This window comes from Nucisporomicrobium flavum, from assembly GCF_016464385.1.
GTDB classification, from domain to species: Bacteria; Actinomycetota; Actinomycetes; order Mycobacteriales; family Micromonosporaceae; genus Actinoplanes; species Actinoplanes flavus_A.
On record NZ_JADMLH010000016.1, the window covers coordinates 144910 to 158691 of the forward strand.

Annotated in this window: 10 protein-coding genes and 1 tRNA gene; 5 read left to right on the forward strand and 6 right to left on the reverse strand. The window is 68.6% G+C overall.

What is annotated here, in order from left to right; all coding sequences use genetic code 11:
- Positions 1–37: 37 nt before the first annotated feature.
- Positions 38–676, forward strand: coding sequence for an NAD(P)-dependent oxidoreductase (locus IT780_RS31065; protein ID WP_199515375.1), 639 nt, complete (start codon positions 38–40; stop codon positions 674–676).
- Here the strand turns inward: IT780_RS31065 and lpdA are convergent.
- From lpdA to IT780_RS31090, 5 genes are all read right to left on the reverse strand, one after another.
- The gene (lpdA, locus tag IT780_RS31070) at positions 666–2048 is read right to left on the reverse strand and encodes a dihydrolipoyl dehydrogenase (RefSeq protein ID WP_199515376.1); all 1383 of its coding nucleotides are present in this window, start codon (positions 2046–2048) and stop codon (positions 666–668) included. The two genes, IT780_RS31065 and lpdA, sit on opposite strands and share 11 nt — an antisense overlap.
- A 473-nt stretch (positions 2049–2521) precedes the next feature.
- A complete protein-coding gene (locus tag IT780_RS31075) occupies positions 2522–4231 on the reverse strand; it encodes an amylo-alpha-1,6-glucosidase (protein ID WP_199515377.1) in 1710 nt (569 codons plus the stop codon).
- A 21-nt stretch (positions 4232–4252) separates the two neighbouring features.
- Positions 4253–5062, reverse strand: a complete 810-nt coding sequence (locus IT780_RS31080; RefSeq protein ID WP_199515378.1) for a carbohydrate ABC transporter permease — start codon at positions 5060–5062, stop codon at positions 4253–4255.
- Positions 5059–6003, reverse strand: a complete 945-nt coding sequence (locus IT780_RS31085) for a carbohydrate ABC transporter permease (protein WP_199515379.1) — start codon at positions 6001–6003, stop codon at positions 5059–5061. The genes IT780_RS31080 and IT780_RS31085 overlap by 4 nt, the downstream gene beginning before the upstream one ends.
- Positions 6004–6006: 3 nt before the next feature.
- Positions 6007–7272 carry a sugar ABC transporter substrate-binding protein gene (locus IT780_RS31090; RefSeq protein ID WP_199515380.1) on the reverse strand — a complete coding sequence of 422 codons (1266 nt, stop codon included), beginning with the start codon at positions 7270–7272 and terminating at the stop codon, positions 6007–6009.
- 331 nt (positions 7273–7603) lie between these two features.
- Here IT780_RS31090 and IT780_RS31095 point away from each other — a divergent pair, with 331 nt between their 5' ends.
- From IT780_RS31095 to IT780_RS31105, 3 genes are all read left to right on the forward strand, one after another.
- Complete coding sequence (locus IT780_RS31095) at positions 7604–8617, forward strand: LacI family DNA-binding transcriptional regulator (protein ID WP_199515381.1); 1014 nt, start codon at positions 7604–7606, stop codon at positions 8615–8617.
- A 129-nt stretch (positions 8618–8746) separates the two neighbouring features.
- On the forward strand, positions 8747–10543 hold the full coding sequence (locus IT780_RS31100; protein WP_199515382.1) for an RICIN domain-containing protein: 1797 nt from the start codon (positions 8747–8749) through the stop codon (positions 10541–10543).
- The gene (locus IT780_RS31105; protein WP_233413779.1) at positions 10540–12003 is read left to right on the forward strand and encodes an arabinofuranosidase catalytic domain-containing protein; all 1464 of its coding nucleotides are present in this window, start codon (positions 10540–10542) and stop codon (positions 12001–12003) included. The genes IT780_RS31100 and IT780_RS31105 overlap by 4 nt, the downstream gene beginning before the upstream one ends.
- A gap of 87 nt (positions 12004–12090) precedes the next feature.
- Here IT780_RS31105 and IT780_RS31110 read toward each other — a convergent pair.
- Positions 12091–12166: transfer RNA gene (locus IT780_RS31110), tRNA-Lys, on the reverse strand.
- A 177-nt stretch (positions 12167–12343) separates the two neighbouring features.
- Here IT780_RS31110 and IT780_RS31115 point away from each other — a divergent pair.
- The gene (locus IT780_RS31115; RefSeq protein WP_199515383.1) at positions 12344–13618 is read left to right on the forward strand and encodes a L,D-transpeptidase; all 1275 of its coding nucleotides are present in this window, start codon (positions 12344–12346) and stop codon (positions 13616–13618) included.
- Positions 13619–13782 lie beyond the last annotated feature (164 nt).

The window sequence follows — 13782 nt, forward strand, 5'->3', positions numbered from 1 at the left end:
CCGGATAAGTTGATCAAGCTCTGGGTGAGGTGACCCCGTGCATCTGGCCGTTTTCGGTGCCACTGGCCGCGCCGGCCGCGTCGTCGTCGACGAGGCCCTGCGGCAGGGCCACGAGGTCCGGGCGCTCACCCGCGACCCCGCCCGCATCCGCCCTCGTGCCCGGCTTCACGTGGTCGGCGGCGACGTGCGCGACCCCGTCGCGGTGGCTCGGACGCTGGACGGCACCGATGCGGCCGTGAGCACTCTGGGCAGGCAGCGGCGAGGCCCGGACGTCTGCACCGAAGGCATCCGTACGGTGCTGTCCGCCGCAACCCGCACCGGCCCGCGCCGGCTCGTCGTGCTCAGCAACTACGGGGTCGGGGACAGCCGTCGCCGCACCCCGTACGTCGCTGTGTCATGGCTGCTCGAACGCGCCGTACTTCGTGACAAGGAACAGATGGAAGCGCTGATGCTGGCCGGCGACACCGATTGGACCATCGTGCGCGCACCCGTCCTCACCGACGGGCCCCGGACCGGCCGCTACCGCACCGGGACCGACCTTCAGCTGTCCTTCACCGCGAGAGTGTCCCGTGCCGACCTCGCCGAGTTCATGCTCACCGAGCTTGTCCACAATGCCTACGTACGCCGATCCGTCGCCATCAGCACGTCCGCACGCCACCGGCCCGCTAGAGGTTGATCATGTGACCGGCGATGCCCTCGATCGCCTCCTTGACCGCCTCGGACAGGGTCGGGTGGGCGAAGATGTTGCGGGCCACCTCGTCCGCCGTCAGGTCCCACATCTGGGCCAGGGTGAGGGCCGGCAGCAGCTCGGTGACCTCCGGGCCGATGAGGTGGGCACCGACGATCTCGTTGTGCTCGGCGTCGGCGACGATCTTGACGAAGCCGGCGGTCTCGGCCATGCCGCGGGCCTTGCCGTTCGCCGAGAAGGGGAACTGGGCCACCTTCACGTCGTAGCCCTTGGCCCGGGCCTGCTCCTCGGAATAGCCGAACGAGGCGATCTGCGGCTGGCAGAACGTGGCCCGCGGGATCATGTCGAAGTTGATCTCCTGGGTCTCGGCGCCGGCGATCGTCTCGGCGGCCACCACCCCCATCGCCTCGGCGGTGTGCGCGAGCATCAGCTTCGCGGTCACGTCACCGATGGCGTAGACGCCCTCGACGTTCGTACGGCCACGGGCGTCGACCTCGATCGCGCCGCGGTCGGTGAGCTTGACCCCGGTGGCCTCCAGCCCGTACCCCTCGGTGCGCGGGGCGAAGCCGAACGCGGCGAGCATCCGGTCGGCCTCGAGCACCGTCGGCTCGCCGCCGCCGGCGGGGCTCACCGTGACGCGTACGCCGGTGCCGGTGTCCTCGACCTGCTCCACCTTGGTGCTCAGCAGCACCTTCACGCCCAGCTTGCGGTAGTGCTTGAACAGCTCCTTCGACACGTCGGCGTCCTCGGTCGGCACCATCCGGTCGAGGAACTCCACGATCGTCACGTCGACGCCGAAGGTGGCCATCACGTACGCGAACTCCACGCCGATCGCGCCGGACCCCCCGATGATGATCGAGCCGGGAAGCTTCTCGTCGAGGATCTGCTCCTCGTACGTGACGACGTTCTGGCTGGTCACCATGCCGGGCAGCATCCGTACGGTGGCGCCGGTGGCGATGATCAGGTTGTCGAAGGTGTGCTGCTCGCCGTCGACGTCGATCGACGTCGGCCCGGTCAGCGTGCCCCAGCCGTTGATCTCGGTGATCGAGTTCTTCTTCATCAGGAAGTGGACGCCCTTGGCGCTCGCCTCGGCCACCTTGCGGCTGCGCTGATGGGTGGGCGGGAACGACATGCTGACGTCGCCCTCGATCCCGAACGTCTTCTTCTCGCGCGTGACGATGTGTGCGATCTCGGCGTTGCGCAGCAGCGCCTTGGACGGGATGCAGCCCACGTTGAGGCACACCCCACCCCAGTACTTGTGCTCGACCACGGCAACCGTCTTGCCGAGCTGCGCAGCGCGGATGGCGGCGACATATCCCCCGGGCCCGGCGCCGAGGACAAGGACATCAAAGTGGCTCACCCGGCAAGCCTATTCGGTGTTGTCAGCGCATGCGGCTGTGCGCACTGCTTCGGCGACCGCTCACCGCAGCAAGCGGAACACCTGCTGGATCCGGCGGCGTTCGACCGCATCCCGACCCAGCTCAACGAGTACGCCGAACCCTGCCGGCTCATCGTTCCGGGCGGCCAGCGGCCAGCAACCGGCCTCCCCGCAGTCGCAGCGAGCAGAGTGGTGACTAAGAAGCCTGTCGGATCAGGAGGGCGTGCCTTCTGGTTCGTCGAGGTGGCCGGCCGTGGGGGCTTCGGGCCGTCGATGCTGGCGATCATGATCGGGGCGGCGGGTTTGCTGCTGGCCTACCGGCCCGCTCGCCGTGAGGCTGCCGGCGTGCTGGTCGGGGTCGCGCTGCAACGGCTGACGTACCGCTCATCAGCATCCGGACCAGACGGCAGGTGCGACGCACTCTCATCGGCGGATCCGCGACGGACAGCAGGGCCTCACGTTCCCTGATGATGCGCCGCGGCGAGGACGAGATATACGGCGGCGGTCCAGGTGTACGCGCGGTCTCGCAGGCCGGCGCCGGTGTCCGCATTGAAATTCTCCGCGAAGCCTGACGTCTCGCAGAGCCGCCGGAAGCGGCTGCTGATGTCGTCGGCGAGATCGATGTGACCGCCCCGCCGGAGACCGTCCTCGATCAGCAGCGTGGCCGGTGCCCAGATGGGGCCCCGCCAGTAGCCGTCGGCGGCGTACTGGTCGGAGCTGATCGGTTCCGTCGCGAGGCCGTGTGCGGTCAGGTGGGCCTTGAGCGCGGTGATCAGGGCCGTGCGGACCTCGGCGGGCAGGTCGTCGCCGAGGACGAGGGGCATGAGCGCGAGCAGGCTCGTGCTGTCGTGCGTCGCGCCGGTCCTCGGGTCGCGGGCGTGGAATCGGCTGCCGTCCCACAATGTCGCCAGCAGTGCGGCCTGCATCTCTTCGGCGGTGTCGTGCCACCGTACGGCGTCCGCGGCGTCGCCGAGTTCGGCGGCGAGGGTGCTGAGCTCGCGCAGCTGGATGATCAGGAAGGCGGCCAGATCGGCGGTCTCGAGGACGCGGCCGGCGTCGAAGACGGTGGCGTTGTCCCAGCCGCTGTCGTTGCCGTGCTGGTAGTGGGGAAGAAGGTGGCCGGGCAGGCGACGCTGCGTGAGCCAGAAGGTGGTCCAGCGGCTGAGCCGCTGGTACACCTCCGTCAGCCGGTGGCGGTCGACGGGCTCGGTGAGCCGGCGGCGCAGCCGGGCCAATGCCCAGCCGTGGATCGGTGGTTTCACGAAGTTGTAGAGCACTTCGGAGTGGGTCACCGAGTCCGGCAGCGCGCCGGTCGGGTCCTGGTGGTCGAAAGGTATGTGGAACTGGTCCCAGGCCAGCTCGGGGTCTCCTGCGGCCAGCGCGAGGGCGTTGAAGCAGTGATCCCAGCTCCAGACCTTGTCCATCCAGTGCTTGGACATCAGCACGGCGGGCCGGGTGAGGAACCCGCCGGGCGCCACCGTCGCGGACCAGAGCACGTACGTGGCGAGTTCCGCTGCCGGCGTCCGGGGGCTCCGCCACGGCGCCACCGTCTGCAGGTACCGGCGGAACGTGTCCTGCGCCTGCCGGGCCACCTCGTCGAAGGGTGCCGAGGGCTGGTACGGGTCGCGGCTGGTCGCGTACTCCTCGATGGCCACCTCCCACGACGAGCCACTTGCCATTTCCAGATGCCGGTCGCGGTCGCCGAGCTGTTCGGGTCCCGCCGCCTCGTGAGGGCTCTGGGTGAGCAGCGTGACCCGGTAACGCTGTCCGGTCTCATAGGAGGTGAAGACGAACGAGTCGTCCCGTGGGTCGCGGAACAGGTAGATGCCGGAGAAGGGCGTCAACGCCGGTTCGGCGGCGCCGATGCGCAGGCCCAGGCCGGCGCCGCGCAACCGGATCGTGTCGGCGCTCTCGTAGACCAGGTCGATGGTGCCGTCCTGGTGCGTCCATCGCAACCGCGCGGCCGAGGCCGTGACCGGCGCCTCGACCGGCTCGTCGGCGGACCGGGGCTGAAGGCACAGGACCGGGTGCATTCCGTTGCGGTGCGAAACCAGGTGTACGTCATCGGCGTACGTCTTCTCCGCGATGACCGGGGAGAGGTTGAACCAGGATCCCGCGTAGCTGAAGGGAATTTCCGTTATGGAGAAGGTGGTGAGCGCGGACATGGATGCCTTTCGCGGGGTGGCTCAATCTTTCACGGCGCCGGCGGTGATGCCGGCGGCGACGTAGCGCTGCGCCAGGATGAGCAGCAGCGTGGCGGGGATGGAGGCGATCACGGCGGTGGCCATGATCGCGTTCCACTGCTGGTTGTTGTTACCGATGTAGTGGTAGATGCCGAGGGTGATGGGCTGCTGCGACCCACCGCCGTCGAGGGTCGTCGCGAAGACGAAGTCGGACCAGGCCCAGAGGAAGGTGAACAGGCCGACCGTGACGATCGCGTTGCGGCTGACCGGCAGGACGATGGACCAGAAGGTGCGGAATCGCCCGGCGCCGTCAACCACCGCCGCATTCATCAGGTCGTCCGGGATGCCGGACATGAACGCCGTGAAGATCAGTACGCCGAACGGCACCGCGATCGTGGAGTCGGCCAGTACGAGACCCGCCGCCGAGTTGAGCACCCCGAGCCGCAGATAGACGGCGTAGAACCCCATCGCCATGATGATCCCGGGGATCATCTGCGCCATCAACAGCACGAAACTCAGCACGCCGCCGCCGGCCGGCCGCAACTTGGCCAGTGAGTAGCCGGCCGGCGCCGACAGGACGAGGGTCAGTACGACCGTGCCGAGCCCGATCAGCAGACTGGTGCCGAGGTAGGGGCCCTGCTGGTCCAGAACGGCTCGGTAACCCTCGAGCGTGCCGTGCACCGGGAAGAGGTGGGGCGGCTCGTGCCGCATGTCGGTGTCCCGGGTGAAGGACACGTTGATCATCCAGTAGACCGGGAACAGCATGATCGCGGTCAGAGCCAGACCGGTGAGGGTCTTCACCGAGCGGGTCATGACTGCTGCCGCCGCTGGATGCGGATGTAGAGCAGCCCGAAGGCGAACGCCATGAGGATCAGCAGGTTGCCGACCGCGGCGCCCGGCCCGAACTGCGGTAGCAGGTTGCCGAAGCTGAACCGGTAGGACCAGGTCGCGAACGTGGTGGACGAATCGGCCGGGCCGCCCTTCGTCATGATCCAGATGATGTCGAAGACCTTGAGGGTGTAGACCAGGCCGAGCAGCAGGGTGATCGCCGATACCGGACGCAGGAGCGGGAAGGTGACCCGGCGGAAGCGCTGCCATCCGGAGGCGCCGTCCAGTTCGGCCGCTTCGTAGATGTCCGTCGGGATGGCCTGCAGCCCGCTGTGGAGCACGACCAGGTTGAACGGGATGCCGATCCAGATGTTCGCGATGATCACGCTGGTCAGCGCCCAGGTGGGCGAGGTGAGCCAGTTGACCGGGTCGAGTCCGAGCAGGCCGAGCGTCCAGTTCACCACGCCGGAGTCGCTGTTGAGCATCCACGACCAGGTGGAAGCCGACACGATGAGCGGCAGCAGCCACGGTACGAGGAACAGCGCCCGCAGCGTGCCGGACAACGGGAAGTGGTTGACGAAGAACACCGCCAGAGCCATCCCGATGCCGAACTGGAAGATCAGCGAGACGCCGGTGAACAGGACCGTGTGCAGCAGGGCCGGACCGAATGTGGCGTTCTGGACCACTGCCCGGTAGTTGTCGAGGCCGCTGAACGGGGCCCCGCCCTGTACGAACGAGCGGACCGTGTAGTGCCGCAGGCTGAGGTCCAGGTTGCGGTACAGAGGGTAGGCGTAGAACGCGGCCAGGTAGGTCACGACCGGCAGGAGGAACCCCCAGGCCGCCCACTGCTCCGACCGGCGCCCCGGCCGTCGCCGGGTGCCGGCCCGGACGGTGGACGCCGGCCGGGCCATCACGTCGTCTGCCATGGGTTACTTGATCGCCGCGGCGGCGGTGCTCTGCGCGGCGGTCAGCGCGTCCTTCGGCGACTTGCCGCCGGAGAGCGCGGACTGGAACGCGGTCCACATCGGCTCGGAGATCCTCGGATACTTGGTGCCGAGATTGTCGCTGGTACGGCCCTTGGCGGCCTTGACCGCCTCCACCCACACCTTGAGATCCGGGTTCGCGGCGACCTGCTTCTGTTGCACCGCTTCGGTCGCGGCGACGTAGGACAGGGTGGTGTCGGTGGTGAGCGCGTTGTCGGCGTTGGTCAGGCAGCCGATGATCTTTTCCGTGGCGGCGTACCGGCCGGTGTCCTTCTGCACCGGAGCGGTGACGAACTCACCTCCGGTGGGCGCCGGTGCGACGCCACCGGCCTGCGACGGGATCGGGATGATGCCCCAGTCGAAGCCGGTCTTCCCAGCGTTGGCCAGCTGCCACGTGCCGTTCTCGCTGAACGCGACGTTGCCGGTGGCGAACTCCTGCCAGCTCGTCGTCTGGGTGTTGTTGATGACCGAGTTCGGCGCGTAGCCCTGCTTGAGCCAGTCGGTCCACAACGTCAGCGCGGCCACGCCCTGGGCCGAGTCGAGCTGGGTCAGGTCAGCGCCGGAGCCCCAGAACCAGGGCAGGAACTGGAACGAGCCCTCCTCGGTGCCGATGGCCGAGAACGTGATGCCCTTCTTGCCGGTCGCCTTGACCTTCGCCAGCGCCGCGGTCAGTGACGTCCAGTCCTTGATCGTGGCCGGGTCGACCTTCGCGGCGCTGAGCACCTTCTTGTTGTAGTAGAGGGCCAGGGTGTTGGCGCCGATCGGGACGCCGTACGTCTTTCCGTCCAGTTGGCCGGCAGCCAGCAGGTTGGGCTCGATCCCGGAGGTGTCGAGCTTGATGTCGCCGGTGGTGGTCAGCACCCCCGCCTCGGCCAGGGTCGAGATCACCGGGTTGTCGACGATCAGCAGGTCGGGGGAGGTGCCCTGCTGGGCGGCGAGCAGGGCCTTGTTGGTCAGGTCGGTGGTGTCGTACCCGGTGCGCTTGACGGCGACGCCCGCGTCGGTGCCGCACTTGGTGAGCAGCTTGACCCAGTCGGAAGAGTCGTCGAACTGCGGGTAGGGGTCCCAGACGGCGTAGGTGCCGCCGCTGCCGGACGAGCCGGTCGCCGGGCTGGTGCTGTCGGCGTGCGAGCACGCCGTGGTGAGACAGGCCAGGCTCACCGTCAGCACCGCGCAGCCGAGGGCCCGGTGCCTGGTCAGGGATGTCGTCATATGGGTCGCTCCTCATGCCATGCGGCGTCGCGGATACCTGTGCGGGCGGCGAAGCTTGACGTTTAGCGAATCGATTCGACACATCGGTTCGCCGACCATAGGTCGCCTCCTGCGCACGGTCAAGACTCATTTGACCTGCCTGTAAACGGATCTTTCATCGTCACGACATCCCGTTGACATCGGCATCGGTCTCTATCTACCGTGAGAAGCGAATCGGTTCGACAACATAGTGTGCCCCGGTCCGCGGGTCGTTCGGCGGATCGGCCGCTGCCTGGACGCCGTCCGGCAGCCTCGCCGACAGTCTCGATACGCTCAGTCAGATGAGGTGGGGATGAACATCGGGGAGATCGCGCGCCGGGCCGGGGTGTCGCGCAGCACTGTGTCGTACGCGTTGAGCGGCCGCCGCCCGGTCGGCCCGGAGACCAGGCAGCGCATCCAGGCCGTGATCGACGAGATCGGCTACCGCCCCAACGCCGCCGCGCGTGCCCTCAAGGAGGGGCGCACCCGCACTCTCGGGCTCGTCATCCCCCCGGCCAGCCTGCTGCTGACCGACATGCAGCTGGGCTTCGTCGCCAGTGTCGTCGAGGCCGCCGCCCACGATGACCTTGACGTGCTGTTGTCGCCGTCCGGCGGTGACCACGACCGGTCCTTCGAGCGTCTGATATCCGGCCGCCGGGTCGACGGCGTCATCCTGATGGAGATCCGGCTGGAGGATGAGCGGGTCACCCGCCTGCAGCAGGCCGGCCTGCCGTTCGTCACCATCGGGCACACGGCCCATCCGCACGGAACCTGCTGGGTCGACGTCGACTACGCCACGCTCGTCGCCCGGTGCGTGCACCACCTCGCCGATCTCGGGCACCGGGCGATCGCGTTGATCAATCGGTCCACCGAGCTGGTCGCTGTCGGGTACGGACCGGCGCATCGGGCTCAGGCGGCCTTCGGTGAGGCCGCGGACCGGCGTGGCGTGACCGGCATGAATCTGCCCTGCGCCGATGACCCGGCCGGCGGCGAGGAGTGCTTCGAACAACTCCGCGAGCGGCACCCGGAGATCACCGCGATCGTCACCATCAACGAGGCCGCGCTGCCCGGGATCCAGCGCGGCATCGAGCGGGCCGGCCTCACGGTCCCTCGGGACCTGTCCATCGCCGGCGTCGCCGCCCGGCACTGGGCGGAGGGCTTCCGCCCCCAGCTCACCGCCGCCGACGTTCCCACCCTGGAAATGGGCAAGCACGCCGTCGACCTTCTTCTGGAACGCATAGCCACACCGGACGGTGCGCCGCGGCACCTGCTGCTCGCCCCGCCGATCTCCCTGCGGGACAGCACCGGACCGGTGCCCGCAGTCTGACCCTGTCCGAACAGCCCGGGACGAGCCGCCGGCTCGCCTCGCGATTCCTGCTGCCCGCGTCCCGGAGCCACATCCAGATCCCCCGTAACTGTCGCTTCCCTATCGTCGACTCGACCCCCGGAGACATCGATGCAGCAGAGAAGAAGACTCCACCGGTTCGCCACCAGAGCGTCGCTCGCGATCGGCATGGTCCTGGCGGCCGCCGTCCCGTTCACCGGGGCGCAACCCGCCCAGGCCGCCGCCGGCGTGGCGCTCAACGTCGACCTGGCCTCCAGCCGCGGCACGTCCACGCTGGTCGGCGAAGGTGTCCTCTACGGGATCAACCAGGACGCCACCCTGCCGGCCGACCAGTTCATCCAGCCGCTGAGACTCAACGCCTTCCGGGGCGGCGGGTGGTTCTCCGGCGGCTGGATCAAGGACAACTACCAGTACGGCCCGGCCACTCAGGCCGACATCACGTCGATCATCGCGCAGGCCCGGCGGTTGAACCAGGTCGGCGATCACCCGCAGTATCAGGTGCTGCTGAGCGACCTGTACGGGCTCAACGCCGGCCAGCCGTCGAACACGGTCTACCCGTGCGACAACGGCAACTGCTCGAACTGGGCCACGTTCATCGACACAACCGTGGCGGCGCTGCAGGCCAGCGGTCTGCCGTTCGCGTACGACATCGACAACGAGCCGGACATCTCCGCCTTCTGGAAGGCGGGGGTCAACAGCACCCAGTACTTCCAGATGTGGGACACCGCCTACCGCGAACTCCGCAGGGTCGCCCCGGGCGCGCAGATCGTCGGCCCGTCGTTCGCCTACACGCCGCAGGCCCGGCCGGCGCAGTGGAGCACCTTCCTCAACCACGTCAAGGCCGCGGGAACCGTGCCGGACTGGATCACCAACCACGACGAGGGCGACGTCGACGACCCGGTCACGGTGGCGCAGGCGCTGAACAGCCAACTGGCCGCGGCCGGGATCGCCGCCCGGCCCCTGTCGGCCAACGAGTACCAGCCCGCCGACCGGCAGACCGCGGGCGTCACCGCCTGGTACCTGGCCCGGTTCGCCCAATCCGGCTACACCAACGCGATGCGCGGCAACTGGGTCTGCTGCATGACCCCGAATCTCACCGGCATCCTGACTCAGAGCAATGGCACCTGGACCACCAGCGGCAACTGGTGGACGATGCGGTCCTACGCCGACATGACCGGCACCCTGGTCAACACCTCCGGACAGGTCGGCAGCACCGCGGTCTCCGCGTCGATCGACAGCACCTACCGGCGGGCCGTCGCCATCATCGGCGACAGCAACGGCTACACCGGCAGCGCGACGGTGACCTTCAGCGGCGTGTCGGCCCACACCTGGCTGGCCGGCAACGGCCGGGTCAACGTCGTGGTCGACCGGATCCCGGACCAGGCGACGCTCAACGCACCGCAGGTCGTGCTCAACCAGACCATGACCGTCTCCGGTGGCGCCATCACCGTGCCACTGACGTTCCAGGCCTCGCACGACGCCTTCGCCGTCTACGTGACCCCGGCCTCGACCAGCGGTCAGCAGGGTGTGGAGCTGGTCGGCGCCCAGTCGGGCCGATGCGTCGACGTACCCGGCGGATCGACGACCAACGGCACGCAAACTCAGCTGTACGACTGCTCCGGTGGCGCGTCGCAGCGGTGGACCTACACCGCAGGCAAGCAACTGCAGGTGTACGGCAGCAAGTGCCTCGACGCCAGCGGCCGTGGCACCACGAACGGGACCGCGGTGATCATCTGGGACTGCAACGGGCAGCCCAACCAGCAGTGGAACCTCGATGCCAACGGCACGATCACCGGGGTGCAGTCGAGCCTGTGCCTGGACGCCAACGGTGCCGGGACAGCCAACGGCACCCCATTGATCCTCTGGTCCTGCAACGGCGGCGCCAACCAGAAATGGAGCACGCGATGAACGGGATGATCCGCAGCTTCATCGCGGCCGTCGCGACGCCACCCGCGCTCCTCGCCGCCACCGCGACCGCAGTGCTCACGGGCCCATCCAGCGCCCAGGCCGCCACCGCCGGGCCGTGCGACATCTACGCCTCGGGCGGCACACCCTGCGTGGCCGCGCACAGCACCACCCGGGCGTTGTACGGCTCGTACAACGGCCCGCTGTACCAGATCCGCCGGTCGTCCGACAACACGATCAAGGACGTCGGCGTCCTGAGCGCGGGTGGATACGCGGATGCGGCGAGCCAGGACTCCTTCTGCGCCGGCACGAGTTGCGTGATCACCGTCATCTACGACCAGTCCGGTCGCGGCAATCGCCTCACCCAGGCGCCGGCCGGCTACTGGCCGGGACCGGCGGCCGGCGGCGCGGACAACCTCGCCGATGCGAAGGCGGCTCCGGTCACCCTTGGCGGCCACAAGGCGTACGGCGTCTACGTCGCCCCGGGAACCGGTTACCGCAACAACAACACCAACGGAGTCGCGAAGGGCGACCAGCCCGAGGGAATCTACGCCGTCGTCGACGGTACCCACTACAACAACTGGTGCTGCTTCGACTACGGCAACGCCCAGACCGACGGGCAGGCCGATTCGCCGGCGATCATGGAGACCGTCTACTTCGGCGCCGACAAGCAGTGGGGCTGGGGCGACGGCAACGGCCCCTGGGTGATGGGTGACCTCGAGTGGGGGCTGTTCTCCGGCTCGAAGGCCGGATACAACCCCAACCCGACGATCAACCAGCGTTACGTCACCGCTGTGGTGAAGGGCGAACCCAACCACTGGGCCATCCGGGAGGGCAGCGCCCAGTCCGGCGCGCTGTCCACCGTCTTCGACGGGGTACGCCCGAGCGGCTACAACCCGATGAAGAAGGAGGGCGCGATCCTTCTCGGTATCGGCGGGGACAACAGCACCTCCGGCGCCGGAACCTTCTTCGAAGGGGTGCTCACCTCCGGCTACCCGTCCGACGCGACCGAGAACGCGGTGCAGGCGAACATCACCGCCGCCGGCTACGGAGCCGGGAGCGGTGACCCGCAGCCGGGCGCCCAGATCGTCGGCAACCAGTCCGGGCGCTGTGTCGAGGTGCCGGCCAGTTCCACCGCGAACGGCGCCCAGGTGCAGTTGGCCGACTGCCAGAACGCCGACCGGCAGCGCTGGACGTACACGTCCGGCCGCGCGCTGCAGGTGTACGGCAACAAGTGTCTGGACGCGAGTGGCCAGGGCACCGTCAACGGCACCAAGGTGATCATCTGGGACTGCAACGGTCAGCCGAACCAGCAGTGGACCCTGAACGCCGACCGCACCGTCACCGGAGTCCAGTCCGGGCTGTGCCTGGACGCCGAGGGAGCGGGAACGGCGAACGGAACCCGGCTCATACTGTGGGCGTGCCACGGCGGCCCGAACCAGCAATGGAGCCTGCGCAATTGATGGAGCGAGAAGGTCATGGACCCGCCGGACGGCCCGAAAATGATCGTGGGCATCCTCCGAGGAATCAGAGAATGCCCAGGTCATGCTTGGTGCGCCGCGTAGGACTTGAACCTACAACCCGCGGATTAAGAGTCCGCTGCTCTGCCAATTGAGCTAGCGGCGCTCGCTGGCAACGGAGAAACATTAACACGGGCTCTCCGGGTCCCCGAAATCGGGGGCCGGGCCTTGATCGTCGGGCGGGGCGGTGGGTCACGACATGATCGCGTGGCCTCGCGGGGGACTCCGGCGCTTGCCTTCGTAGGGCAGGATGTGCCCGCGGAACTCCAGATCGGGGCAGAGGATGGGCAGGATGCGTCGCTCGCTACTGGCGGTCATTGCGTTGGTGGTGGTAGCGCCGGTGGCGCTCGCGGCTTGCGGGGACGGTGGCGGGAAAGCCGCGCCTGTCGCGGGTGGCGGTTCGTCGGCGTCGGCGTCCGCTCCGGCGGCCCCGGATGGCGGTGGGTCCGGGCCGGGCGGCGGGGGTGACCTGTCACTCAGTGTGACTCCTGGCACCGGTAAGAAGGGCGTACCGGTCAGCGCCGAGATCGGGATCAAGGTCGCCGGTGGGAAGGTGACGGCCGTCTCGCTCAAGGACGACAAGGGCAAGGCGGTCGCCGGCGGGCTGCGGGAGGACGGGTCGGCCTGGGTGCCGGCCAAGCCCCTCAAGAACAGCAAGCGGTACGAGGCCGCGGTCACCGCCACCAGCGACGGGGGTGGCGCGAAGACCGTGAAGACGTCGTTCACCACGATGGGGGCGCCAGCGCGGAAGACGGGTACGGGCCTCTACCTGTTCGACGACCACACGTACGGCGTCGCGATGCCCGTCGTGGTCGAGTTCAACCCGGGCATCAAGAAGAAGGACCGGGCCGCCGTACAGAAGCGGTTGTTCGTCAAGAGCGAGCCCGCGCAGCCCGGCACCTGGTCGTGGACCTCGAGTGGCACCCAGGCCTTCTACCGCCCGCCGAAGTTCTGGCAGTCCGGCACGAAGCTGACCGTCCGCATCGCCGTGGGCGGCCTGCCGACCGGCGGCGGCCGGTACGGCGACCGGGACCGGTCCGCCTCGGCGAAGATCGGCCGGTCGTTCGTGATGAAGGTCGACAACAAGACCAAGAAGATGACCGTCTGGCAGGGCGGCAAGGCGACCCGCACCATGCCGGTCAGCCTCGGCAAGCACAGCACGCCCTCCTCCAGCGGCACGATGGTGGTCATGGAGAAGATGGCGGCCACCGTCTTCGACACCCGGGCCGAGCTGGGCCCGCGCGACGGCTACCGGACCGAGATCGAGTACGCCCAGCGCCTGACCTGGTCCGGCCAGTACATCCACTCGGCGCCGTGGTCGGTGGGCTCGCAGGGCCGCCGGAACGTGTCGCACGGGTGTGTCAACGTGTCACCGTCCAACGCGCGCTGGCTGTTCGACAAGACCCTCATCGGTGATCCGGTCACCGTCCGGGGTACGGAGGACAAGCTGGTGTACGGCAACGGCTGGACGCCGTGGGACGTGAGCTGGAAAGAGTTCGTGAAGGGCAGCGCCCTGCCGGTGCCGGCCGACCTGGCCGCACAGGAGGGCCAGGCCTGAGCAGCCCGCCCGAGGCTTGGCCCTTCCGGGCTGGGCCGGCCCTTCCGGGCTGGTCCGGCGCGGACGGTGCCGCGCCGGAGGCCGGCCGTGACGTTCGGCGCTCGATGGCCCGGATTGTGCCGTCAAGTCCGGGTCCGTCAGTGAGGGGCGGCACGAATCGGGGA